Source organism: Algoriphagus litoralis, assembly GCF_003259255.1.
Taxonomy (GTDB): Bacteria; Bacteroidota; Bacteroidia; order Cytophagales; family Cyclobacteriaceae; genus Algoriphagus; species Algoriphagus litoralis.
On sequence record NZ_QGOL01000008.1, the window covers coordinates 60,819 to 83,257 of the forward strand.

Sequence of the window (22,439 nt, forward strand, 5' to 3'; positions counted from 1 at the left end):
GGCGAATTAATTGGCTGCGGTTTGGGTGACTAAAAACTGAAGGTATTTCTCTGGGCTCTGCTTGAAATTCAAGCCTGCGGAACGAAGTTGCCTTTTGGCTGTTTTTGGGTCCAGCCCTAGGACTTCAATCGCTTGTTTCCCTTTGCTTACCGGATAGAAAACTCCGGATTGGACTAAGAAAAAATCACTTTTCTCCAGAAAAACCGCATCATACTGAGACAGTTCTCGGAGTTCCTTGGTGGTTTTGTATCTCTTGGCCACGGCCAAAAATCCCCCTTCGCCCAAGACTTCATAGATACCGTTTTCATTGCGCAGGTATTGCTCATTTCCCGAAATGAACCGGAAGCTGGATCCGTTGGATAGCACAAATCCATCGATCTTTTCCGGTTTGATGAGGATCTTTTGGTTGAATATCGGGTGAAAAGTCACCACCTGATCTAAGTAGCTGTCATAGAGTAGTGGCACCTCCGGATACACGATGCCGTTGATCGTGAGCATCCCGTTTTCAAACTGACGGGAGGCAAAATACGGATTGCCTTGGATGAGTCGGGAAGCTTCCGCATATTGCCCACCAGTGATCAATTCCTGAAAATAGGGCAGCTGTTCTTTGTACTCCGAAAGGTAGGTAAGATTAGCTCCGGCCACTTGGCTGTAGCCATTGCTCACAAAACAGCATACGGAGAAAAGAAAAAATATTATTTTTTGCATGCTGAAAAATACGATTGAAAATGGTAACCGTTTAGTTTTATTCAAAATATCTATGAATGGCTATTTGCTTTTATAGATGGAACTCAAAACTCTCCTCAAACTCATGACTACCCGAAGAAACCTATTAAAAACCTTGGCACTAGCCCCACTTGCCCTCAGCACTGCCCCTGCTTTTGGTCAAGTTTCTGAAAAGAAAGCGAGTTCATTTAAATTTTCGCTGAACACCAGCACCATCCGAGGGCAAAAGCTCTCCCTACCGCAGATCATAGAACTCTGTGCCCGAGCAGGCTATGATGGATTCGAACCTTGGATGATGGAGATTCAGGCATATCTGGAAACTGGAAAGTCTCTGGCCTCCTTGAAAAAACTGGCATCGGATGCCGGGCTGGAGTTTTTTGACTGTATCGGATTCCCGACCTGGATGGCTCAGGATGAAGCGAAAAGCAAGACAGGTTTCACTCAGATGGAAACAGAAATGGGAATTCTGGCGGACTTAGGTTGCCCAAGAGTCGCAGCTCCTGCCATCGGGACCGAAGCTCCGATCGATCTGCTGAAAGCTGGAGAAAAATACAAAAAGCTGTTGGAGCTGGGAAGAAAAACCGGGGTTATGCCGCAGCTGGAGTTTTGGGGAGCCTTTCCATCCTTCTACCACTTGGGTCAAGCCATGGCGGTCGCGGCAGCGGCAGATGACAAAGACGCCAAGATTCTGGCCGATGTCTATCACCTCTTCCGGGGAGGTTCAGGATTTGAGGGAATGAAGATGCTGGACGGACATGCGATCGATATCTTTCACATGAATGATTTTCCCAGAGAAATCCCAAGAACCGAGCAGCAGGACAAAGACCGGGTATTCCCTGGTGACGGCGGTGCTCCGATGCAGGAACTGGCAGATACCCTGAAGTCCAAGGGTAAATCCATCATCCTCTCGCTTGAGCTTTTCAATCCAACTTACTACGCGATGGATGCTGAAGTGGTGGTGAAGACAGGATTGGAGAAGATGAAGCGGTTTTTCTAGTAGAAAAGTTATAATTTGATTAAACCATTGTGGTGAAAAACCAGCATTCAGGTCCAGTCCAATTGCCGTTTACGCACGAAAAATTCCTTGTAAGAAACTAAAACCGAAACTACCCATGACCCCAAATGAACTTGCTCAGCTAAGCGATCAGGAGCTTCTCGAGGCTGCAAAAAACAACAAACCCTCCCCTATTTTCGATGCTTTTTTTATCGGCTTTCTGGTTGGGATCATCCTATTTAGCGTCTTTGCAAGCACTTGGGGTCTGGTCAGTATTATTCCTTTATTTCTGATTTATCTCTTTCTGAAAAAGCCAAAGCAATATGAAGCTCTAAAAAAGGAATTGGCCAGGCGAAATCTACAGTAAATCAAAGGGTAAGTGTCAGCTAAGGATTCGCTTAATTCGATTAGGCAGAGCCTATATGGATAGCTTAACATCTCTATTATTCTCCTCCCACTAAAGCTAGAAGCAAATAATCAAAACGCTAAAGCAAGCCCTATAGGCCATCAATTTTTCAATTTTGAAATCTTCCAATTTTTCAATCACCCCTCACCCAAACAGATCTGAACTCAAATATCGATCTCCCCGGTCACAGGTGATGCAGACGATCAGTCCTTCCTCCAGATCTTTGGAAAGTTCGATAGCTGCATGCAGTGCGCCTCCGCTACTCATCCCAGCAAGAATCCCTTCTTCTTTGGCCATTCTGCGGGTCATTTCTGTGGCTTGTTGCTGACTGACGTCAATCACACGATCCACTCGCTGCGGTTCAAAAATAGCCGGTAAAAACTCCGCAGACCAGCGGCGGATTCCGGGAATACTGGAGCCGTCCGTAGGCTGGGTTCCGACAATCTGGATGTCTGGGTTTTTCTCTTTTAAAAATCTAGAGACTCCCATAATCGTCCCCGTTGTACCCATCGCCGAGACAAAATGGGTGACTTTGCCATCTGTGTCTCTCCAGATTTCTGGACCGGTAGTCTTATAATGTGCCAGATAATTGTCTGGATTTCCAAACTGGTTAAGCATAAAGTAGCCCTCCTCATCCCGCATCTTTTCAGCTAAAACCCTGGAATATTCTATGGTCTTCACAGCAGGTGTTAGAATCACCGTAGCTCCGTACGCTTCCATGGACAGTACCCGCTCTTTGGTGGAATTATCCGGCATGATCAGGGTCATCTCCAAGCCTAGGACTTTGGCCACCATGGCTAGTGCGATTCCGGTATTTCCGCTAGTAGCCTCTACCAACTTGTCGCCAGTTTTGATGTCACCCCGGTCCAGCGCAGAGCGGAGCATATTGTAAGCCGCACGATCCTTGACACTGCCGCCGGGATTCTGCCCTTCCATTTTGCAAAAAATCTTCACCTTAGGATGGGTTGGGATTGCTTCCAATTCTACCAATGGGGTATTTCCAATCAGTTCAAAGAGTTTCATATGGCTTGTATTGAAGAGTTATGCTTGTGCATTTTTTGCCAAAGCAAAGAAAATGGAACAACTAGGGATAGCTTAATGACTCAATTCGTCCAGGTCATTTTTGAAAACATAAATATCAGTCACGGTACCTTCCTCGTGGTGCATTTGAGTTTGATAATATACCTTGGAACCTGGAAGAACCGATTTGGTCAACCAGACATTTCCCCCAATGACGCTGTTTTTGCCGATGACTGTCTTTCCTCCCAGAATGGTGGCCCCTGCATAGATGACCACATTATCCTCGATCGTCGGATGACGCTTGACATCAGCGTCGGCTTTGTCTACACTGAGTGCGCCGAGGGTGACCCCCTGATATATTTTGACATGATTGCCAATGACGGTCGTCTCTCCGATCACCACACCTGTGCCGTGATCTATGCAGAAAAACTGTCCAATCTGTGCGCTGGGGTGAATATCAATCCCGGTACGGCTATGTGCAAATTCGGTGATCATTCTTGGGATAAGTTTAATCCCATTTTGATGAAACAAATGTGCGATCCGATAAGCGGCTATCGCATAGAATCCAGGATAACTTCTCAGGATCTCGGTCCGTGACTTGGCTGCAGGATCTCCAGCAAACATCGCATCCACGTCCTGATTGATCCAGTCAAAAACTTGCTCGAGGTCGACAAAAATACGCTGGGCGAGCTTTTCTCCATCTCCGGAATGCAGGTGAATGTTTCGCGTCAAAATAGCCGAAAGCTGCGCCTGCAGATTTTCCAGTCTGGACTTGACTTCTTCCACCTCCCGGATATTCTGAACAGAGTACTCTGGAAAAAGCAATCCCAACAAGTCCTCAAAATACTGCTGGATCAGCTTGGGAGAGGGACAATCGGAACACTCTTGATGTGCCTGGTGTATTTTTCTAATAAAAGAATCCATGTATTCTAAAGATGGAATTGTTACAGAACAAAACCAACCCGAATTACATAAGGTTCGGCATAGTAGGAATTTAAGTTGTTGTGAAGGACATTGTAGAGAAAGGTGAAATTGGCACCTCCCCTATCCCCAAAAGGGGCAAAATATCCCGCTCCAAGAAAAAGTGCGTTGGACCAGGTCCTTCTGAAATCATCAGCAAAAAAGTCGTAGGCATTCCAATTGATAGATTCATACTCTGCCTGAGTAAAGATATTGGGCAGGATATTGTACCGCCCAAAAACCCGACCACCGTAAGATGTGCCCTGTCCTCCCTGAAATCTATTGTCATCGAAGTACTGAAAGGTGCCCCCTAAACCTGCCGAAAATTTCGGTGTGATCATCACCCCAACCAAGGGAGAAACGTCAATTAAGGTAACGGTGCCAAATTGCAGACCCAAATTACCACCGAAATACAAGCGGTCCTTGAAGGAGGTAGAATCAGAGTAGATTTCCCGCTGCGCAAATGACTGGCTGGAAATAAAAAAAAGCCCCAAAAGGGCAATAATCAGAACCCTACTTTTCGACAATGACATAAAGATCTTCGGTTTGTTTTTTCATCAGGTATCGCTCACGGGCAAACTTCTCCAAAAGTGCTGGATTGCTTAAAAGTTCCTCACGCTCTGCGGTGATTTTTTCTTTTTTCTCAAGGTAGAATTCTTTTTGATCTTCCAACTGACCGAGCTTTTGGCTCAGTTTGAAGTGATTGACCAAGTTGTTGGAATCGATAAAGGTGATCCAAAAAAGGAATAACAGCGAAGCCAACACATAAAAATTGCCACTGTACTTAAGAAGTTTCTTCATAATGAATCCGTAGTCTGAATCAAGGTACAAAAATGGTGCAAAAAAAGACAGCCCCGGAATCGAGGCTGTCCAATTATTTAACGGTAAAAGCCGATTACTTCAATCTTCCTTTGAATACAGCTGATTCGCCCAATTGCTCTTCGATACGAAGCAACTGATTGTATTTTGCCATACGGTCAGAGCGCGAAGCGGAACCGGTCTTGATCTGACCGCAATTCACAGCCACAGCCAGATCAGCGATGGTAGAATCTTCAGTTTCACCGGATCTATGAGACATTACAGCGGTAAATCCGGCTTTGTGCGCCAAGCTGATCGCGTTTAGGGTTTCAGTCAACGTACCGATCTGGTTTACTTTCACCAGGATAGAGTTTGCGGATTTCTCTTCGATACCTCTCTTGAGGAATTTCACGTTAGTGACGAAAAGATCATCACCTACCAGTTGCACTTTGTCGCCGATTTTGGAAGTCAACATTGCCCAACCAGCCCAGTCTTCCTCGGCAAAACCGTCTTCGATGGAGTCGATTGGATATTTTTCGGTCAACTCAGCGAGATAGGCTACTTGCTCTTCTCTGGTTCTGATTTTACCAGTAGGACCTTCAAACTTGGTATAGTCGTACTTTTCATCTTTGTAGAATTCAGAAGCTGCACAATCCAGGGCAATGGTCACGTCATCTCCAGCTTTGTATCCAGCTTTTGCGATAGCATCCAAAATACATCCCAGAGCTTCTTCGGTTCCTCCAGAGAAATTTGGAGCAAATCCCCCTTCGTCCCCTACTGCCGTACTGAGGCCTTTGTCATGAAGGATTTTTTTCAGATTGTGAAAAATCTCCGCTCCCATACGGATCGCTTCAGAGAAGCTGGAAGCTCCAACAGGACGAACCATGAACTCCTGGAAAGCGATCGGTGCATCGGAGTGAGAACCACCGTTGATGATGTTCAACATCGGTACGGGAAGAGTATTGGCATTTACGCCGCCGATGTATCGGTAAAGTGGCTGACCTGCCTCCATAGCTGCAGCTTTTGCCACTGCCAGAGAAACCCCTAAGATTGCATTTGCGCCAAGCTTGCTTTTGGTAGAGGTACCATCCAGCTCGATCATGATTTGGTCAATGGTATTTTGCTCAAATACATCCATTCCTACCAATTCAGGAGCGATGATTTCATTCACATTGGCTACGGCTTTCAATACGCCTTTGCCTAGATATTTGCTTTTGTCTCCGTCTCGAAGTTCTACTGCTTCATTTACACCGGTAGAAGCTCCACTTGGTACAGCCGCACGGCCAAAAGCACCATTTTCGGTAAAAACATCAACTTCTACGGTTGGGTTACCTCTGGAATCGAGGATTTGTCTTGCATGAATTGATTGAATCAACGTCATAATGTTAAAAGGTTTATTAGGATTAGTTTTGATTTATTAATGCGATAAACTCATCAAAAAGGTACCGTGAGTCATGTGGTCCCGGGGAAGACTCTGGGTGGTACTGGACTGAGAATGCAGGTTTATTTTTCAAGCGAATGCCAGCTACAGTGTTGTCATTCAAGTGAACATGGGTAATTTCTACCGCCTCGTTTTGCTCGGTATCTTCACGCACCACATTGAATCCGTGATTTTGCGAAGTGATTTCACTTTTTCCAGTGACCAAATTTTTAATGGGATGATTCAGACCGCGGTGTCCGTGGTGCATTTTGTAAGTTTTGATTCCTACCGCTTCTGCCAATAGCTGGTGGCCTAGGCAAATGCCAAAGACAGGCTTTCCAGTCTCAAGAATCTCTTTTACTGTGTCGACTGCATAATCCATGACTGCTGGATCTCCAGGGCCGTTTGAAAGAAAAAAAGCATCAGGGTTCCAAGCTTGTAATTCTGCCAATTTGGTTTTAGCTGGAAAAACTTTACAATAAACTCCTCTAGAAGCGAGATTTCGAAGAATATTTTTTTTGATTCCGTAGTCTAGGCAAGCCACTTTGATCGATGCACTTTCATCCCCATAGAAGTATGGCTCTTGTGTGCAGACAGTTGAGGAAAGCTCCAAGCCATTCATATCAGGGACTTTGTCTAGTTCTGCCTGCAGACCATCCAGGTTACCCTCATATTCTGAGCTAATGATTGCATTCATCGCACCTTTGGATCTCAGGTGTCTGACAAGCATTCGGGTATCAATATCAGCGATACCCGTGATACCATATTTCACCAAATAATCCTGAAGAGAGCCAGACGCATCCAGTCTTGAAAAAATATCCGAAAAACTATTCACCACAATTCCTGCTACACAGGGATGATTCGATTCAATTTCTTCAGCGTGTACTCCGTAATTTCCAATATGAGAGGTGGTAGTCACCACAATTTGTCCGGTATACGATGGATCTGTATAGATTTCCTGATATCCGGTCATACCGGTGTTAAAACAAATTTCACCGCCATTGGTGCCGGGATTTCCAATAAGGGAGCCGTGGAAAACTGTTCCATCAGCCAGTAGAAGTGTTGCTTTCTTTTTAATCATTTTTCTGAATGTTGCCCAAAGTTAACCAAATCTTGGGAAGGAGGATAAGAGGATAGGGTATAAAAAAAGGATTGAACGAAAGTCCAATCCTTTTGCTATTTGAAATAAAATTTCAATTTACTTTTCTTCGTTTTCGCTTTCAGTAGATGCTTCTGGAGCGGAAGGCTCCTCAGCTTTAGCTTCTGCTACTGGAGCAGCAGGTGCTTCAACAGAAGCAGTCTCTTTAGCTGCTGAAGTTCCTCTACGGGATCTTCTAGTAGTTTTCTTAGCTGGCTTGGCATCTTTCAGCATCAACTCATTGTAATCTACCAGCTCAATGATACACATTTCAGCGTTGTCACCAAGACGGAAGCCAGTCTTGATGATTCTGGTATATCCACCTGGACGAGTTCCTACTTTTTCAATTACCTCTCCAAAAAGAGCCTTGATGGCATCTTTGCTTTTCAGGTAAGAAAACGCAATACGTCTGTTATGGGTAGTATCTTCTTTAGCTCTGGTTACCAGAGGCTCAACAAACTTCTTTAATTCTTTTGCCTTGGCAAGCGTAGTTGAAATACGCTTGTGAAGAATCAGGGAAGTTGCCATGTTGGAGAGCATTGCCTTTCTGTGAGAGGCAGTCCGTCCAAGGTGGTTAAATTTCTTACCGTGTCTCATTTTATATTATTCTTCGTCAAGTTTGTACTTAGAAATATCCATCCCGAAGGTCAGACCTTTTTCTTGGATCAGTTGCTCAAGTTCAGCCAAAGACTTTTTGCCGAAATTTCTGAACTTCATCATATCAGAAATCTCAAGTCTAGCCAGATCACCCAATGTTCTCACATCAGCTGCTTTGAGGCAGTTGAATGCACGTACAGAAAGATCTAGATCGCTAAGTGAAGTCTTCAACAACTTACGCATGTGAAGGAACTCTTCATCGATAGGTTCTGGCTCTGCTACTCCTGTAGAATCAAGGACCATAGTCTGGTCAGAGAAAAGCATAAAGTGCTGAATCAGAATTTTAGCTGATTCCTGAAGTGCTTTCTCTGGGTGGATAGAGCCATCCGTAGAAACTTCAAGGATCAATTTTTCAAAGTCAGTCTTTTGTTCTACTCGAGTGTTTTCGACACTGTACTTCACATTCTTAATCGGTGTGAAGATGGCGTCAATAGCAATCTGTCCGAAAACCTGCTCTTTTGGTTTGGATTCTTCAGCTGGAAGGTAACCTCTACCTTTTTCGATAGTGATCTCAATTTCGAAGTTTTTGGTTTCGTCGATATGACAGATTACCAATTCTGGATTGAGCACTTCAAAGGAAGAAGTGAACTTAGCAATGTCCCCTGCGGTGAATACAGCCTGATTTTTGATTTCTACAGTGATTTTTCCGTCAAATGCATCATGCACTTTCTTGAATCTCACTTGCTTCATGTTCAAAATAATATCAGTCACGTCTTCTACTACACCCTCAATGGTTGAGAATTCGTGAACCACTCCAGGGATTTTAATAGAAGTGATGGCGTATCCCTCCAATGAAGAAAGCAATATTCTTCTCAGGGCGTTACCGATGGTAACTCCATAGCCTTTTTCGAGTGGTTTGAAAGTGAACAAGCCATGAAAGTCATCGGCTTTTTCCATCACCACTTTCTCGGGCATTTGAAATGCTAGTATGGACATATATCTCGTTCTGTTTTTAGCTGAAAATTGTAAAATTACTTAGAGTAAAGTTCGACAATGAGCTGCTCCTTGATATTCTCAGGAATATCATCTCTGCCTGGTACACTGACGAATTTGCCTGTCAAGGAAGCATTATCCCACTCTAACCAAGGATATCTGTTTGCACTTTTTCCTGCTAGGCTATTTGTAATTGCTTCCAAAGACTTGGAACGCTCACGTACTGAAACTAGATCACCTGGCTTCAGGGTGTAAGATGGGATGTTTACCACTTCACCGTTTACCAAAATGTGCTTGTGTGATACAAGCTGTCTTGCGCCACGACGAGTTGGGGCAATGCCCAATCTGTACACAGTGTTATCCAGACGAGCTTCAAGAAGCTGAAGGAGATTTTCACCGGTGATGCCTGATTTTCTGGAAGCGATGTCAAACATCTTAGCAAATTGTCTTTCCAAGATGCCGTAGATGTATTTTGCTTTTTGCTTCTCAGCGAGCTGAACAGCATATTCTGATTGCTTCTTTCTTCTACCTCTTCCGTGCATGCCGGGAGGGTAGTTTTTCTTTTGAAGCGCCTTGCTATGCCCTTCGATTGCTTCTCCAAATTTTCTGGAGATTTTCGCTTTAGGACCTGTATATCTTGCCATTTCGTTGCCTTTTTAAAATTAAACTCTTCTACGCTTAGGAGGACGACAGCCGTTGTGCGGCATTGGAGTCACGTCGATAATCGTAGTCACGTCCAATCCTACGTTTTGCAATGTTCTGATCGCAGATTCACGACCAGATCCTGGTCCTTTTACGAACACTTCGATTTTTCTCAAACCTAAGTCGTACGCTACTTGTCCGCAGTTTTGAGCGGCCATTTGTGCAGCATAAGGAGTATTTTTCTTTGAACCTCTGAAACCCATTTTACCGGCAGAAGCCCAAGAGATCACTTGACCTGCATTATTGGTAATAGAGATAATGATATTGTTGAAGGAGGCTCTGATGTGCGCCTGACCAACAGCTTCTACCTTTACTACTCTTTTTTTACCTTTTGCTTTATCGTTTCTTTTCTGAGCCATAATCTAAATCAGGTTTTATTTAGTTGCCTTCTTTTTGTTAGCAACAGTTTTACGCTTACCCTTCCTCGTTCTGGCGTTGTTTTTAGTACCTTGCCCGCGGACAGGAAGTCCTTTTCTGTGTCTCAAACCTCTGTAACATCCGATGTCCATCAGACGCTTGATGTTCAGTTGGACCTCTGACTTCAGCACACCTTCGGTTCTGAATTCTTCAGCGATAATGTTACGAATAGCGGTAGATTCGTCATCATTCCACTCTCCGGCTTTTTTGTCGAAAGAGATACCAGCTTTAGTCAGGATCGCTTTGGCAGCACTTCTACCGATTCCGAAGATATAGGTAAGTCCGATTTCGCCGCGCTTATTGTCTGGTATGTCTACACCTGCAATTCTAGCCATGATTAACCTTGTCTTTGTTTAAACTTGGGATTCTTTTTGTTGATGACATACAAAACTCCTTTTCTACGGATTAGCTTGCAGTCAACACTTCTTTTTTTAATAGATGCTTTTACTTTCATCTGCTTGTCGTTTTAAAGTGGTCAGATAGCCGTGAACTCTTGCTGCCCTTGCATCACCACACGGGATATGCACAACAGTCGAATTCATGTCAGTCTATTTATATCGATATACTATTCTGCCTTTGGTTAAATCATAGGGAGATAATTCAAGTTTGACCTTATCTCCAGGAAGGATTTTGATATAATTCATTCGCATCTTTCCCGAAATATGAGCTATCAACTGATGTCCATTTTCAAGTTCCACTTTAAACATTGCATTAGACAATGCTTCGATGATGGTACCGTCTTGCTCTATTGATGTCTGTTTGGCCATATTAGAATTTAAAGACCTCTTCTATGTATTTATGCGTTGTTAAAACTTCTGTTCTATCTTCCAATATTGCAACCGTATGCTCGTAGTGAGCTGAAGGTTTCCGATCTGCAGTTCGGATAGTCCACCCGTCTCTTTCCTGGACTATATTTCGAGTCCCCAGATTGATCATTGGCTCAATTGCAATCACCATCCCAGCCTTAAGCGGGACACCACTTCCTTTTTTTCCATAGTTAGGGACTTCAGGTGCTTCATGTAGCTTTTTACCCAAACCATGTCCGACAAGCTCTCGAACTACCGTGTAGCCTTTTGCCTCGACAAACTTTTGAATAGCAAATCCAATGTCACCAATTCTATTCCCAACCACAGCTTGCTCGATTCCTAAATAGAGCGAATCTTTGGTGGCGGACAATAATGCTTTGACAGAAGGGGAAACCTCACCGATAGGGTACGTATAAGCGGAATCGCTATGAAAACCTTGGTGAAAGACTCCACAATCTACTGAGATTATATCGCCATCTTTCAATTCATAATCATTTGGAAAACCGTGAACAATAACTTCGTTCACAGAAATACAAAGTGAAGCGGGAAAACCATTGTACCCTTTAAAAGAAGGTACTCCGTTGTGATCCCTAATAAACTCTTCAGCAATCTTGTCAAGAAAAGAGGTCTTTACCCCTTCTTTGATATACTTGGCTACTTCTCCATGAGCTCTCCCCAGTATATCTGCACTCTCTTTTATCAATTGAACTTCTTCCGAAGTTTTGTATTGAATCATATTATGCTACTTGGTAATTCGAAGGGTTGTTCTTCAGATTACCGCTTTTCATCATTCCCTCATAATGTCTCATGAGCAGGTAACTTTCAATTTGTCTTAAAGTATCCATGATCACACCCACCATAATAAGAAGGGAAGTTCCACCATAGAAGTATGAAAACTCCTGTCCAACACCGGCTATCACAGCAATAGCTGGAAGAATCGCCACTACCGCGAGCAGAACAGAACCGGGAAGCGTAATCTTGGAGATAATTCCATCGATGAATTCAGATGTGGGTGCACCTGGCTTAATACCGGGTACGAAGCCACCGTTTCTCTTCATGTCTTCTGCTATCTGCTCAGGGTTGACCGTGATGGCTGTGTAGAAGAACGTGAAAATGATGATCAACACTGCAAACAAAACGTTGTACTGCCAAGAAGTCGGATTACTAAACGTCGATCCAATGTAGTTTGCAATGTCATTTTCCTGGGCCCAGATCTGGGCTATCATCGCAGGCACGAACATCAAAGACTGAGCGAATATGATCGGCATAACACCGGAGGCATTTACTTTGATCGGAATGTACTGACGTTGTCCTCCATAAACTTTACCCCCTACTACCTGCTTAGCGTATTGTACGGGGATCCTCCTGGTAGCTTCAGTCAATGCAATTACTCCCACAACTACAAAGAACAACACTAGCGCCTCAATGATTAGAAGCAACATACCAGATGTTCCTTTCTCTAATCCTTCTGCAATAATCGCTCCTGGGAATCTAGAAATGATGCCTATCATGATCAACATGGAAATACCGTTTCCGATACCTTTCTCGGTAATTTTTTCACCCAACCACATACAGAACATGGTACCCGCAGAAAGCAGGACCAATGAACTGAACATGAAAAGAGAGGTGCTCACCATCACAGCTCCGGTAGGAAGGATTGTCGCTGAGACATACCCAATCCCTTGAGCTATTGTGATCAGGATAGTAAGGACTCTGGTGATCTGGTTGATTCGTTTTCTACCAGACTCACCCTCCTTTTGCATTTTCTGAAAATAAGGAACTCCGACAGTCAACAGCTGCAACACAATGGAAGCAGAGATATAAGGCATAATTCCCAATCCGAAGATGGATGCATTGCTGAATGCTCCTCCAAGAAAGGTATCAATCAGTCCGAAGATTCCTTCTGGAGCACCTCCCAATTTGGAAGGATCTACGCCTGGAAGCACGATGAATGAACCTAATCTAAAGATGATCAAGAAGCCGATTGTATTTACAATTCTAACTCTCAAATCTTCGATTGAGAAAATATTCTTAACTGTCGAAATAAACTTTTTCATTTACTTAAATCTTGTTTACAGAACCACCAAGTTTTTCGATTACTTCAACTGCTGAAGCAGAAAACTTGTGGGCAGTCACATCTAATTTGGCTGTGAGTTCGCCACCACCTAAGATTTTGATCTTATCATTCTTCGAAGCAATGCCATGAGAAACCAAAGCTTCCATGTCGATAGCCACAAGACTGAATTGATCAGCTAGGGACTGCAAGGTATCCAAATTTACTGGCTTGAACTCAACCCTGTTAAAGGATTTGAAGCCAAATTTTGGAACTCTTCTTTGAAGAGGCATTTGCCCACCTTCAAATCCGATTTTAGACTTGTAGCCAGATCTTGATTTTGCTCCTTTGTGACCTCTGGTAGATGTTCCACCTCGACCGGAACCGGTACCTCTACCAATTCTCTTTCGATTTTTGGTTGAACCTTCTGACGGAGTTAATGTATTTAATTTCATGATTAAGCTTCCTCCACTTTTACAAGGTGATTCACTTTATTTACCATTCCTGCAATCTGTGGAGTATTTTCAACTACTACAGACTTGCTGATACGTCCCAACCCTAATGCAGTGATTGTTGCTTTCTGATCTTTAGGTCGGTCAATCGTACTTTTAGTTTGTGTGATTTTGATCTTTGCCATGATGATTATCCGTTAAAGACTTTAGCCATTTTCACACCACGCTGCTGGGATACAGCGATCGCATCTCTCAATTGAGTCAGTGCATCGATTGTAGCTTTCACTACGTTGTGTGGATTTGATGAACCTTTGGATTTAGCCAAAACGTCTGTCACACCGGCACTTTCAAGTACAGCACGCATCGCACCACCGGCAATTACACCAGTACCTGCTGCAGCTGGCTTGATCAATACAAGTCCGCCTCCGAATTTACCAATCTGCTCATGAGGGATGGTACCTTTCAACACTGGAACTTTTACTAAGTTCTTTTTTGCGTCTTCGATGCCTTTAGTGATTGCATCAGTTACTTCATTGGCTTTTCCCAATCCGTAACCTACTACACCTTGGCCATCACCTACCACAACAATTGCAGAAAAGGAGAATCTTCTACCACCTTTTACCACTTTGGCTACTCGGTTGATTGCTACTACTTTCTCCTTTAATTCTGTATCTGTAGCCCTAATGGGTTTTCTTCTTACTTGAGACATAATGATTAAAATTTAAGGCCTCCTTCTCTGGCGCCTTCAGCCAAAGCTTTCACATTACCATGATACAAGTAGCCGTTTCTATCAAAAACTACTACAGATACGCCATTAGCTACTGCTCTTTCGGCTAGTTTTTTTCCTACTTCTTTGGAAACTCCAAGATTAGTGTTGGCTTTAGATCCAAGCTCTTTTGAAGAAGCTTGTGCCAAAGTTAGACCTTTGAGGTCATCGATCAATTGCGCGTAAATACCTGTATTACTCTTGAATACAGACAAACGAGGTCTGGAATCAGTACCGGAGATCTTTCTTCGGATACCTTGCTTGATTCTAAGTCTTCTGGAAGTCTTATTAAATGCCATAACCTATTATTTTTTACCGGCAGTTTTACCAGCCTTACGTCTAACTTGTTCACCAACGAAACGCACACCTTTACCTTTGTATGGTTCCACTTTACGGAGTGATTTGATCTTGGCAGCTACCTGACCGATCAATTCTTTATCAATACCCTCTAGGGTGATGAATGGATTTTTACCTTTTGGAGTCTCAGTTTTGATAGAGATCTCATTAGGCATCGCCATGAAAATACTGTGAGAATAGCCTAAGCTAAGCTCGAGTATTTGACCCTGATTGGATGCTTTGTAACCGACACCTACTAATTCTAAGTCCTTCTTGTAACCTTCAGATACACCGATCACCATATTGTTGATCAATGATCTGTAAAGTCCATGAAGAGACTTATGTCTCTTAGACTCGGTAGGTCTAGCAACGATGATTTCGCTGCCTTCGACTTTCACCTGAATATCAGGATTCACATCCTGAGTCAGTGTACCCTTTGGACCTTTAACAGTGACAGTTCCATGAGCTGACACGTCTACAGTAACACCGCTGGGTATATTTATTGGTTTTTTACCTATTCTAGACATGATAGTATATTAATAAACGTAGCAAAGTACTTCGCCACCGATACCTTCGGTACGTGCCTCTTTGTCAGTCATCACACCTTTGGAGGTGGATACGATTGCGATTCCCAAGCCATTGATGACTCTAGGGAGCTCATCATGCTTTACATATTTTCTCAAACCTGGCGTACTTACTCTTTCAAGGCTTACGATAGCATTTTGCTTGCTTGTAGGATTGTACTTCAAAGCGATCTTGATGGATCCCTGGGGACCATTTTGTTCAAACTTATAGTTTTGAATATATCCTTTGTCGTGCAATACTTTCGTAATCTCCTTCTTGATGTTAGAGGCAGGTATCTCAACGATTCGGTGAGATGCCTTGATGGCATTTCTCAACCTAGTCAGATAATCAGCTATTGGATCAGTCATGGTATTTATAGTCTAGCTCCACCCGTTTTGGGCGTGCAAAGTTACGAATTGATTTTTATAATAAAAATTACTGTCGTTATTTTACCAGCTGGACTTTGTAATTCCTGGGATCTTGCCTGCAGAGGCCATTTCCCTGAATGTTACCCTGTTGATACCAAACTTTCTCATGTATCCTTTAGGACGACCTGTAAGTTTGCAACGATTATGTAATCTAACCGGAGAAGCATTTTTTGGCAATTTGTCAAGGCCTTCGTAGTCACCGGCTGCTTTCAGCTCAGCTCTTTTCTTAGCGTACTTGGCTACCAGATGCTCTCTTTTTCTCTCACGAGCTTTGATGGATTCTTTTGCCATGATTATTCTTCTTTATTTTTATTGGAGAACGGCATTCCGAAAGCTTTCAACAAGGCATAGCTTTCTTCGTCTGTTTTAGCTGAGGTCACGAAAGTGATGTCCATACCGGAGATTCTGTTCACTTTCTCTATAGAAATTTCAGGAAAGATAATTTGCTCAGTCACACCTAGCGTATAGTTCCCTCTTCCGTCAAATCCCTTGTCTGAGATACCTTTGAAATCACGTACACGGGGTAAAGCAACAGTGATCAGACGGTCAAGAAATTCATACATCTTTTCACCTCTCAAAGTAACTTTGGCGCCGATCGGCATTCCTTCTCTCAACTTAAAGTTGGACACTGCAATTTTCGACTTTGTCGCTACTGCTTTCTGTCCAGTGATAAGTGAAAGTTCTTCCACACCCTGGTCTACCAATTTCTTATCAGCGACAGCTGCACCGATACCTTTGTTAAGGACGATCTTAGTTAACTGAGGCACTTGCATGATAGATGAGTATTGAAACTTCTCCTTCAAAGCCGGAACGATATCGCTCAGGTACTTTGCTTTCATTCTTGAATTAGCCATTGATCACCTCCCCAGTTTTCTTTGAATATCTTACTAGTTTACCATTTTCGCCTGCCTTACGACCTGTACGGGTTGCTTCACCAGTTTTAGGATCTACGAGCATTAGATTGCTGATATGAAGTGCTGCTTCTTTCTTTTCGATTCCACCTTGTGGCTTAGCAGCGGTAGGCTTCACATGTTTGGTGATCATATTGATACCTTCCACGTAAGCTCTTTTCTTTTCGGTATTAACAGAAAGAACTTTTCCTGTTTTCCCTTTGTCATCACCGGCGATTACCTTCACGGTATCTCCAGTTTTGATATGCAGTTTTGTCTGCTTGTTCAGTTTTCTTTCCATGATTACAATACTTCAGGGGCCAAGGAAATGATTTTCATGAACTGCTTCTCTCTAAGCTCTCTGGCCACGGGTCCGAAGATACGTGTGCCTCTTGGCTCGTCGTTGTTGTTAAGCAACACTGCAGCGTTATCCTCAAACCGAATGTAGGAGCCGTCTTTACGTCGGATTTCCTTTTTGGTTCTCACAATTACCGCTTTTGAAACGGTACCTTTTTTCATATTACTGGAAGATAGGGCTGACTTTACAGTCACGACTACTTTATCGCCGATGGAAGCATAACGCTTGCCAGTTCCTCCCAATACGCGGATGACAAGTACTTCTTTAGCACCTGAATTATCTGCAACGCCTAGTCTGGATTCTTGCTGTATCATGATTACTTAGCCCTTTCAATAATTTCCACTAATCTCCAACGCTTGTTTTTGCTCAGCGGACGAGTCTCACTGATTCTCACCAAGTCGCCTGGGTGACACTCATTGTTCTCGTCATGAACCATAAATTTGGTAGTCTTAGCGACAAATTTACCATAGATTGGGTGTTTCACTTTACGTTCCACAGCCACAGTTATGGATTTATCCATTTTGTCACTTACGACCTTACCAATTCTCTCTTTGCGAAGATTTCTCTCAATCGTAGCCATTTTCTTTTCTGTTAGCTAGTTATTTGGAAGCTAATGCAGTCTTCAATCTTGCGACAAGACGCTTGGCTTCTCTGATTCTGTTAGGATTCTCAATAGGAGTAATCGAGTGAGCAAATTTCAATTTGCTAAGATTCTCCTGCTCTGCGACTACTCGCTCTGCGATCTCACTTGCGGAAAGGGATCTGATTTCTGTGTTCTTCATTGCTTATGATTATTCTGCGTAGTCTCTACGAACAACAAAACTTGTACTTACGGGTAGCTTCTGCTGCGCAAGTCTCAATGCATCTTTAGCAACCTCCAGACTCACGCCTGTAGCTTCGAAAAGTATCGTTCCTGGCTTGATAACAGCTACCCAATATTCTGGAGCACCTTTACCCTTACCCATACGTACTTCCGCTGGCTTTTTAGTGATCGGTTTGTCAGGGAAAATTCTGATCCAAACCTGACCTTCTCTCTTCATAGCTCTTGTCATGGCAATTCTAGCTGCCTCGATCTGGCGAGAAGTAATCCATCCTGGCTCAAGGGATTTTACACCAAAGTTGCCAAAAGAGAGTTCAGCCCCTCTAGTAGCAAGACCTTTGACGCGGCCCTTGTGCATTTTTCTATATTTCGTTCTTTTCGGCTGTAACATGATTTCTCACTTATTCGGTGAAAATAGTTATTTCTTATTTCGGCGTCTTGGACCGTTGTCTCTATCTCCTCTTCCACCTTTTGGGTTCGGGCTGCGCTGGCCTTTAGGCTCATTAGCTGCTCCTTGGTTAGGAGAAAGATCTCTCTTTCCGTAAACTTCACCTTTAAAGATCCAGACTTTGATTCCAATCAATCCATACACAGTAAGTGCTTCGGAAAGTGCATAATCAATATCTGCTCTAAGGGTATGAAGTGGAATTCTGCCTTCTTTGTACATTTCAGAACGAGCCATTTCAGCTCCTCCTAAACGACCAGAAAGCTTTACCTTAATACCTTCCGCTCCCACTCGCATGGATGCTGCAATGGCTTGCTTCATTGCTCTTCTGAAGGAAATTCTAGCCTGAAGCTGCTGCGCAATGGATTCCCCAACTAATTTCGCATCCAATTCCGGACGCTTAATTTCGAAGATATTGATCTGAATATCTTTGTTGGTGATCTTTTTCAGCTCTTCTTTCAGCTTATCTACTTCGGCTCCGCCTTTACCAATAACTACACCCGGTCTGGCGGTATGGATTGTCAAAGTAATTCTCTTAAGCGTACGCTCAATGATTACTTTGGAAATACCTCCTTTGGGGATTCTGGCAAGGACATATTTACGGATCTGCTGATCTTCGTATAGCTTCTCAGCAAAGTCTTTCCCACCATACCAGTTGGAATCCCAGCCTTTGACTACACCAAGTCTAAATCCTATTGGGTTAATCTTTTGTCCCATAGTCTTTTTTAATTTGCCTTTTCGTTTGTTTCAACTAAATCAGCGGTAACGTCACCTGAGATGAATGCATCAACTACAAGGGTTACATGATTGGATCTTTTGCGGATTCTATGTCCACGTCCCTGAGGAGCTGGTCTGAGTCGCTTCAATGATCTGCCTTCATCCACCATGATAGTTTTGATATACAGATCAGCTTCTTCAAGCTTCTCGTCAGGATTTTTTGCTTGCCAGTTGGCCACTGCTGAAAGGAGAAGCTTCTCCAATTTCATCGCGCCATGATTGGGCGTGAATTTCAATATGCTAAGTGCCAATCCTACTCGCTTACCTCTCACAAGGTCAGCCACAAGGCGCATTTTGCGCGGGGATGTAGGAACGTTTTTTAATCTTGCTACTGCTTCCATGATTATCTCTTTCCTTTATCTTTTTTAGCAATGTGGCCACGGAAGTTTCTAGTTGGAGCAAATTCACCCAGCTTGTGACCTACCATGTTGTCAGTGACAAACACCGGGATAAACTTGTTACCGTTATGCACTGCGAAGGTATGGCCTACGAAATCCGGGGAAATCATAGATCTTCTTGACCAAGTCTTGATGACAGATTTCTTGCCTGACTCGTTCATGACATCTACTTTCTTCACCAGATGGTGCTCGATATAAGGACCTTTTTTTAATGAACGTGCCATAATTATTTAGATCTTTTGCTGATGATGAACTTGTTTGAATACTTCTTAGGTGATCTGGTTTTCTTTCCTTTAGAAAGAAGTCCTTTTCTTGATCTAGGATGTCCACCTGAAGACCGGCCTTCACCACCACCCATAGGGTGATCTACTGGGTTCATTGCCACACCTCTTGTACGAGGTCTTACTCCAAGCCATCTCTTACGACCAGCTTTACCTAACACCACGTTCATGTGGTCACCGTTGGAAACAGTTCCTACTGTTGCCATACAAGTACCCAAAACGAGTCTCATTTCACCGGAAGGAAGTTTCACTGTCACATATCTCGCATCACGAGCTACGATCTGTGCATAACCTCCGGCACTTCTTGCCATGGCTCCACCATTGCCTGGCTTCAATTCCACATTGTGTACAATTGTACCCATTGGGATATTGGCCATAGGCATGGCGTTGCCCACTTCTGGAGCAACTTGCTCACCGGAAATCACTGTCTGACCTACCGTCAAACCTTCCGGGGCGATAATATAGGCCTTAGCACCGTCTGCATAATAGAGTAGGGCAAGACGAGCTGTTCTGTTTGGATCGTATTCGATAGCTTTCACTGTCGCTGGTACACCAAACTTGTTTCTTTTGAAGTCTACAATACGTAGTCTTCTCTTGTGACCACCACCGATATATCGAGCGGTCATTTTGCCTGTATTATTTCTTCCGCCTGATTTCTTCAAAGGTGCAAGAAGTGACTTCTCCGGCTTTGACTTGGTAATCTCGTCAAAAGCAGGTGCCACTCTGAATCTTGTCCCTGGAGTTACAGGCCTCAACTTTTTAATTGCCATGATATTGATTCAATTAAATTTCTCCGTAAAAATCAATTACCTCACCGTCGGCTACCTGCACGATTGCTTTTTTGAAAGCATTGGTGAAGCCAGATACGATTTTATTCTTCGTGTAACGGGTCTTATGCTTAGCTGCATAACGAATGGTTCTTACTGATACCACTTTCACACCGTATGTTTTCTCTACAGCATTTCTAATCTGGATTTTGTCAGCGGTTTTTTCTACTATAAAGCCGTAGACACCTCTTTCGTTACCAGCAGAAATTTTTTCTGTAATCAAAGGCTGTTTTAGAATATCCATTGTCTTATTTCGATAAAATGGTTTCCAATATACTTACAGAACCTTCGCAGAGAACCAATTGGTCAGCATGAAGAACTTGGTAAGTATTCACATCATTTACAGTTACCACTTTCGCTTTAGGCAGGTTTCTGCTGGAAAGGAATACATTCTTGTCATCTCCAGGGAGAACCAAAAGTGTCTTCTTGTCAGCCAGCGATAGGCCATTCAACAAAGCGATGTAGTTTTTAGTCTTAGGAGCGTCGAATTTCACGTCCTCCAATACTACTAGGCTGTTTTCAATCACTTTATATGAAAGTGCAGACTTACGAGCCAACTGCTTTACTTTTTTATTCAATTTGAAGGAATAGTCTCTCGGTCTAGGACCGAATACTCTACCTCCACCACGGAAGTTAGGCGCCTTCAAAGATCCAGCTCGGGCACCACCTGTACCTTTTTGCTTTTTGATCTTCTTAGTAGATCCTGCTACTTCGTTTCTTTCTTTTGATTTGTGAGTTCCCTGTCTTTGGTTAGCCAGGTACTGCTTCACATCCAGGTAGATCGCGTTATCGTTTGGTTCGATCGCGAAAATCTCGTCAGAAAGAGTCACCTTTCTACCTGTATCTTGTCCTTTGTGATTGATTACTGCTAATTCCATGGCTTATTTCTCAAGAATTACAAAAGAGTTTTTTGGGCCAGGTACTGATCCAGAAACCAACAATAGGTTCTGCTCAGGATAGACTTTCAATACTCTTAGGTTGATTACTTTTACTCTGTCGCCACCAGTTCTACCGGCCATTCTCATGCCTTTGAATACTCTGGATGGCCAAGAACATGCACCAATGGAACCTGGGTGTCTGCCTCTGTTGTGCTGACCGTGAGTTTGTCCACCCACACCGGCAAAACCATGACGCTTTACAACACCTTGGAAACCTTTACCTTTTGAAGTACCAATGGCATCGACGAAGTCACCTTCTACGAAAACCTCTTTGGCATTCACTGTCTTTCCGAGCTCCACTTGGCCTTCAAACTCGACCCTGAAGTCACGGAATTCAACAACTTTCTGCTTTGGCGTAGTACCGGCCTTTTTAAAATGACCGATCAATGGCTTAGGAGTGTTTTTCTCCTTACGCTCACCGAATGCCAACTGCACTGCGTTGTACCCGTCTGTTTCAACGTTTTTTACTTGCGTCACTACGCAAGGACCAGCCTCTATTAGCGTGCATGCGACGTTACGTCCATCGGCACTGAAAATGCTAGTCATTCCTACTTTTTTTCCTATAATACCAGACATCTTTGATAAGATAATTTGATAATCCACAAGAGATTATACACTTGGGCCCTTTTTAAGGACTGCAAAGTTACTGAAATAATATTTGGCAGCAAATCCCAACTCCAATATTTTCAAACAATTAGAAAAAATGATTTGGTTTAGGCTCAAAAAGATCCTTCCTAAAGAAAGGAAATTTCAGAATCTGCCAGAAAACAAAAAGACCTGCAGGGTATGCAGGCCTTTTCTAAGTCAAAATCTAAAGTCCTATCAGACCTTGATCTCTACATCCACACCACTAGGAAGCTCGATTTTCATCAAAGCATCAACTGTTTTGGAGGAATTTGAGTAGATATCTACCAGTCTTTTATAAGTACACAATTGGTACTGGTCTCTTGCCTTCTTATTTACGTGTGGGGATTTCAACACTGTAAATTTTTCTTTCTTAGTAGGCAATGGAATAGGTCCAACTACTACTGCGCCTGTGGCTTTTACAGCCTTCACGATCTTCTCTGATGACTTATCCACCAGGCTGTGATCGTATGATTTAAGTTTTATTCTGATTTTCTGATTCATT

General features: G+C 43.2%; 39 protein-coding genes. 2 read left to right on the forward strand and 37 right to left on the reverse strand.

From position 1 onward, the window contains the following. Positions 1-6: 6 nt before the first annotated feature. On the reverse strand, positions 7-708 hold the full coding sequence (locus DK188_RS09915; protein ID WP_111670680.1) for a hypothetical protein: 702 nt from the start codon (positions 706-708) through the stop codon (positions 7-9). Positions 709-784: 76 nt separating this feature from the next. On the opposite strand from DK188_RS09915, the gene DK188_RS09920 reads away from it, so the two are divergent. Continuing rightward, positions 785-1,723 (forward strand): sugar phosphate isomerase/epimerase family protein, encoded by a 939-nt coding sequence (locus tag DK188_RS09920; protein WP_232825709.1) that lies wholly within the window; start codon positions 785-787, stop codon positions 1,721-1,723. A gap of 115 nt (positions 1,724-1,838) precedes the next feature. Next, complete coding sequence (locus DK188_RS09925; RefSeq protein WP_111670681.1) at positions 1,839-2,087, forward strand: FUSC family protein; 249 nt, start codon at positions 1,839-1,841, stop codon at positions 2,085-2,087. Between the two features lie 183 nt (positions 2,088-2,270). Here the strand turns inward: DK188_RS09925 and cysM are convergent, their stop codons facing one another. The 36 genes from cysM to rpsJ form a co-directional block, all read right to left on the reverse strand. Further along, complete coding sequence (gene cysM, locus DK188_RS09930) at positions 2,271-3,149, reverse strand: cysteine synthase CysM (protein WP_111670682.1); 879 nt, start codon at positions 3,147-3,149, stop codon at positions 2,271-2,273. A 72-nt stretch (positions 3,150-3,221) separates the two neighbouring features. Beyond that, a complete protein-coding gene (locus DK188_RS09935; RefSeq protein ID WP_111670683.1) occupies positions 3,222-4,070 on the reverse strand; it encodes a serine O-acetyltransferase in 849 nt (282 codons plus the stop codon). 20 nt (positions 4,071-4,090) lie between these two features. Next, positions 4,091-4,639, reverse strand: coding sequence for a hypothetical protein (locus DK188_RS09940; RefSeq protein WP_111670684.1), 549 nt, complete (start codon positions 4,637-4,639; stop codon positions 4,091-4,093). Beyond that, on the reverse strand, positions 4,620-4,907 hold the full coding sequence (locus DK188_RS09945) for an FtsB family cell division protein (protein WP_111670685.1): 288 nt from the start codon (positions 4,905-4,907) through the stop codon (positions 4,620-4,622). The genes DK188_RS09940 and DK188_RS09945 overlap by 20 nt, the downstream gene beginning before the upstream one ends. Before the next feature lie 94 nt (positions 4,908-5,001). Next, complete coding sequence (eno, locus tag DK188_RS09950; protein ID WP_111670686.1) at positions 5,002-6,285, reverse strand: phosphopyruvate hydratase; 1,284 nt, start codon at positions 6,283-6,285, stop codon at positions 5,002-5,004. Positions 6,286-6,307: 22 nt separating this feature from the next. Next, positions 6,308-7,405: a glutamine-hydrolyzing carbamoyl-phosphate synthase small subunit gene (gene carA / locus DK188_RS09955; protein ID WP_111670687.1), complete on the reverse strand. Its 1,098-nt coding sequence runs from the start codon at positions 7,403-7,405 to the stop codon at positions 6,308-6,310. Between the two features lie 117 nt (positions 7,406-7,522). Continuing rightward, on the reverse strand, positions 7,523-8,059 hold the full coding sequence (rplQ, locus tag DK188_RS09960) for a 50S ribosomal protein L17 (protein ID WP_111670688.1): 537 nt from the start codon (positions 8,057-8,059) through the stop codon (positions 7,523-7,525). Positions 8,060-8,065: 6 nt separating this feature from the next. After that, positions 8,066-9,055: a DNA-directed RNA polymerase subunit alpha gene (locus tag DK188_RS09965; protein WP_111670689.1), complete on the reverse strand. Its 990-nt coding sequence runs from the start codon at positions 9,053-9,055 to the stop codon at positions 8,066-8,068. Positions 9,056-9,090: 35 nt separating this feature from the next. Then, on the reverse strand, positions 9,091-9,696 hold the full coding sequence (gene rpsD / locus DK188_RS09970; RefSeq protein ID WP_111670690.1) for a 30S ribosomal protein S4: 606 nt from the start codon (positions 9,694-9,696) through the stop codon (positions 9,091-9,093). An 18-nt stretch (positions 9,697-9,714) separates the two neighbouring features. Beyond that, complete coding sequence (rpsK, locus tag DK188_RS09975) at positions 9,715-10,113, reverse strand: 30S ribosomal protein S11 (protein ID WP_092731260.1); 399 nt, start codon at positions 10,111-10,113, stop codon at positions 9,715-9,717. A 15-nt stretch (positions 10,114-10,128) separates the two neighbouring features. Further along, positions 10,129-10,506 (reverse strand): 30S ribosomal protein S13, encoded by a 378-nt coding sequence (gene rpsM / locus DK188_RS09980; protein WP_103923370.1) that lies wholly within the window; start codon positions 10,504-10,506, stop codon positions 10,129-10,131. A gap of 2 nt (positions 10,507-10,508) precedes the next feature. Further along, entirely contained in the window at positions 10,509-10,625 is a 117-nt protein-coding gene (gene rpmJ, locus DK188_RS09985) for a 50S ribosomal protein L36 (protein ID WP_111670691.1), read from the reverse strand. Positions 10,626-10,719: 94 nt separating this feature from the next. Further along, positions 10,720-10,938, reverse strand: a complete 219-nt coding sequence (gene infA, locus DK188_RS09990) for a translation initiation factor IF-1 (RefSeq protein ID WP_009183359.1) — start codon at positions 10,936-10,938, stop codon at positions 10,720-10,722. A gap of 1 nt (position 10,939) precedes the next feature. Next, the gene (gene map, locus DK188_RS09995) at positions 10,940-11,713 is read right to left on the reverse strand and encodes a type I methionyl aminopeptidase (protein WP_111670692.1); all 774 of its coding nucleotides are present in this window, start codon (positions 11,711-11,713) and stop codon (positions 10,940-10,942) included. A gap of 1 nt (position 11,714) precedes the next feature. Then, positions 11,715-13,034, reverse strand: coding sequence for a preprotein translocase subunit SecY (secY, locus tag DK188_RS10000; protein WP_111670693.1), 1,320 nt, complete (start codon positions 13,032-13,034; stop codon positions 11,715-11,717). 4 nt (positions 13,035-13,038) lie between these two features. After that, complete coding sequence (rplO, locus tag DK188_RS10005; protein ID WP_111670694.1) at positions 13,039-13,485, reverse strand: 50S ribosomal protein L15; 447 nt, start codon at positions 13,483-13,485, stop codon at positions 13,039-13,041. Positions 13,486-13,487: 2 nt separating this feature from the next. Beyond that, positions 13,488-13,667 (reverse strand): 50S ribosomal protein L30, encoded by a 180-nt coding sequence (gene rpmD, locus DK188_RS10010; RefSeq protein ID WP_086500303.1) that lies wholly within the window; start codon positions 13,665-13,667, stop codon positions 13,488-13,490. A gap of 5 nt (positions 13,668-13,672) precedes the next feature. Beyond that, positions 13,673-14,191: a 30S ribosomal protein S5 gene (gene rpsE / locus DK188_RS10015; protein ID WP_077346324.1), complete on the reverse strand. Its 519-nt coding sequence runs from the start codon at positions 14,189-14,191 to the stop codon at positions 13,673-13,675. Between the two features lie 5 nt (positions 14,192-14,196). Beyond that, positions 14,197-14,547 carry a 50S ribosomal protein L18 gene (gene rplR / locus DK188_RS10020; protein ID WP_111670695.1) on the reverse strand — a complete coding sequence of 117 codons (351 nt, stop codon included), beginning with the start codon at positions 14,545-14,547 and terminating at the stop codon, positions 14,197-14,199. 6 nt (positions 14,548-14,553) lie between these two features. Next, the gene (gene rplF / locus DK188_RS10025) at positions 14,554-15,111 is read right to left on the reverse strand and encodes a 50S ribosomal protein L6 (RefSeq protein ID WP_111670696.1); all 558 of its coding nucleotides are present in this window, start codon (positions 15,109-15,111) and stop codon (positions 14,554-14,556) included. Positions 15,112-15,120: 9 nt separating this feature from the next. After that, complete coding sequence (rpsH, locus tag DK188_RS10030; RefSeq protein WP_103923361.1) at positions 15,121-15,516, reverse strand: 30S ribosomal protein S8; 396 nt, start codon at positions 15,514-15,516, stop codon at positions 15,121-15,123. 81 nt (positions 15,517-15,597) lie between these two features. Next, positions 15,598-15,867, reverse strand: coding sequence for a 30S ribosomal protein S14 (rpsN, locus tag DK188_RS10035; RefSeq protein ID WP_111670697.1), 270 nt, complete (start codon positions 15,865-15,867; stop codon positions 15,598-15,600). Positions 15,868-15,869: 2 nt separating this feature from the next. Beyond that, positions 15,870-16,430 (reverse strand): 50S ribosomal protein L5, encoded by a 561-nt coding sequence (rplE, locus tag DK188_RS10040; protein WP_111670698.1) that lies wholly within the window; start codon positions 16,428-16,430, stop codon positions 15,870-15,872. Next, positions 16,423-16,767 carry a 50S ribosomal protein L24 gene (gene rplX / locus DK188_RS10045; protein WP_111670699.1) on the reverse strand — a complete coding sequence of 115 codons (345 nt, stop codon included), beginning with the start codon at positions 16,765-16,767 and terminating at the stop codon, positions 16,423-16,425. The genes rplE and rplX overlap by 8 nt, the downstream gene beginning before the upstream one ends. 2 nt (positions 16,768-16,769) lie before the next feature. Beyond that, positions 16,770-17,138 (reverse strand): 50S ribosomal protein L14, encoded by a 369-nt coding sequence (gene rplN / locus DK188_RS10050; RefSeq protein WP_026966248.1) that lies wholly within the window; start codon positions 17,136-17,138, stop codon positions 16,770-16,772. Between the two features lie 2 nt (positions 17,139-17,140). Beyond that, positions 17,141-17,404 (reverse strand): 30S ribosomal protein S17, encoded by a 264-nt coding sequence (rpsQ, locus tag DK188_RS10055; protein ID WP_111670700.1) that lies wholly within the window; start codon positions 17,402-17,404, stop codon positions 17,141-17,143. A gap of 19 nt (positions 17,405-17,423) precedes the next feature. Beyond that, positions 17,424-17,606 carry a 50S ribosomal protein L29 gene (gene rpmC / locus DK188_RS10060; protein ID WP_111670701.1) on the reverse strand — a complete coding sequence of 61 codons (183 nt, stop codon included), beginning with the start codon at positions 17,604-17,606 and terminating at the stop codon, positions 17,424-17,426. A 9-nt stretch (positions 17,607-17,615) separates the two neighbouring features. Beyond that, on the reverse strand, positions 17,616-18,035 hold the full coding sequence (rplP, locus tag DK188_RS10065; RefSeq protein WP_092731233.1) for a 50S ribosomal protein L16: 420 nt from the start codon (positions 18,033-18,035) through the stop codon (positions 17,616-17,618). A 27-nt stretch (positions 18,036-18,062) separates the two neighbouring features. Beyond that, positions 18,063-18,806 (reverse strand): 30S ribosomal protein S3, encoded by a 744-nt coding sequence (gene rpsC / locus DK188_RS10070; protein ID WP_111670702.1) that lies wholly within the window; start codon positions 18,804-18,806, stop codon positions 18,063-18,065. A gap of 8 nt (positions 18,807-18,814) precedes the next feature. Then, positions 18,815-19,207 (reverse strand): 50S ribosomal protein L22, encoded by a 393-nt coding sequence (gene rplV / locus DK188_RS10075; protein WP_111670703.1) that lies wholly within the window; start codon positions 19,205-19,207, stop codon positions 18,815-18,817. 2 nt (positions 19,208-19,209) lie between these two features. Further along, on the reverse strand, positions 19,210-19,488 hold the full coding sequence (gene rpsS, locus DK188_RS10080) for a 30S ribosomal protein S19 (protein ID WP_074226879.1): 279 nt from the start codon (positions 19,486-19,488) through the stop codon (positions 19,210-19,212). A gap of 2 nt (positions 19,489-19,490) precedes the next feature. Beyond that, positions 19,491-20,315, reverse strand: coding sequence for a 50S ribosomal protein L2 (gene rplB / locus DK188_RS10085; RefSeq protein ID WP_111670704.1), 825 nt, complete (start codon positions 20,313-20,315; stop codon positions 19,491-19,493). Positions 20,316-20,328: 13 nt separating this feature from the next. Continuing rightward, a complete protein-coding gene (gene rplW / locus DK188_RS10090; protein ID WP_077346312.1) occupies positions 20,329-20,616 on the reverse strand; it encodes a 50S ribosomal protein L23 in 288 nt (95 codons plus the stop codon). 4 nt (positions 20,617-20,620) lie between these two features. Then, positions 20,621-21,250 carry a 50S ribosomal protein L4 gene (gene rplD / locus DK188_RS10095; RefSeq protein ID WP_111670705.1) on the reverse strand — a complete coding sequence of 210 codons (630 nt, stop codon included), beginning with the start codon at positions 21,248-21,250 and terminating at the stop codon, positions 20,621-20,623. Between the two features lie 3 nt (positions 21,251-21,253). After that, complete coding sequence (gene rplC / locus DK188_RS10100; RefSeq protein ID WP_092731282.1) at positions 21,254-21,886, reverse strand: 50S ribosomal protein L3; 633 nt, start codon at positions 21,884-21,886, stop codon at positions 21,254-21,256. A gap of 246 nt (positions 21,887-22,132) precedes the next feature. Continuing rightward, positions 22,133-22,438, reverse strand: coding sequence for a 30S ribosomal protein S10 (gene rpsJ, locus DK188_RS10105; RefSeq protein WP_024284766.1), 306 nt, complete (start codon positions 22,436-22,438; stop codon positions 22,133-22,135). Between the last annotated feature and the right edge of the window lies 1 nt (position 22,439).